The sequence below is a fragment of the Pseudomonas sp. UMAB-08 genome, from assembly GCF_900095225.1.
Classification (GTDB): Bacteria; Pseudomonadota; Gammaproteobacteria; order Pseudomonadales; family Pseudomonadaceae; genus Aquipseudomonas.
The window spans coordinates 1-824 of sequence record NZ_LT607462.1 but is presented as its reverse complement, the minus strand read 5'-3'; the positions used below and the strand labels follow the sequence as shown (position 1 = coordinate 824).

Below are 824 nucleotides of genomic sequence, written 5' to 3'. Positions count from 1 at the left end.
GTCTCCGAAACCCTCACCCTCCGCTTCAACACCTGGCTCGCCCACCACAAAACCGGCCCGCTGGAAGGCGCTTTGGCCGGTGAGCAGGCGCTGCTGACGGGGTGGCGGATCAATCGGTATGGCAGCTTTCACTTCAGGACAACCTCCGCTTACCAGCATGTCACCGGCAAGGACATGACCCAGGAAGAGTGGGATGCCCTTAAAGCGCTGCATGAGCGACAGCTGGCCGAGAACAAGGCCAACCATGAGGGCCAACCGCTCAAGGAATTGTCAGGCAGCACGCTGGAAGCGCATCAGGAATATCGGGCGCTCAAACAGGGTCATGAACAACGCGTCGGCGCGGAACGCCCCATCGACTTTAATACCCATAAAGCCTTTGAACCCACGCTCGATCAGCGCCAGATGGACAGGGCCATGATCGAGTTCGGTCGTGACTATGACCCGAGCAACTGGTCGCTGACGCTGGCCGGTGACGCCATCAGTTGGGCGACCATTCCTCATCTGCTGTTCGGGGGGTTGATATACCTGACCAACGAGCAGGATGAAGCCCAGGAATACCGTGACCTGCGCACCTCTGGTAACCAGGCTTACCTGGCGCTCTATGACTTAAAAACCGCCGAGCCCTTGACGGACACTGCTCGCACGCTCACCGACTTTTTCGACGAACAGGTTCACGATTCCCGCGCCTGGTTCATGAACTCTACTCGCTTGGGCGAGCGTGAAGTGTTCAGTGATTACTTCCGCTACCGCTGCATCTTTTTCGACACCGAATCCAACAAGTCCCTGTCGCCGGTGGCGAGGGCTGGGCAAGTGATTGGGGTGGG

Annotated in this window: 1 pseudogene; it reads left to right on the top strand. The window is 58.6% G+C overall.

The features are described from left to right. Positions 1-824: pseudogene (locus K0F75_RS25425) on the top strand (DUF2235 domain-containing protein); the annotation flags it as partial.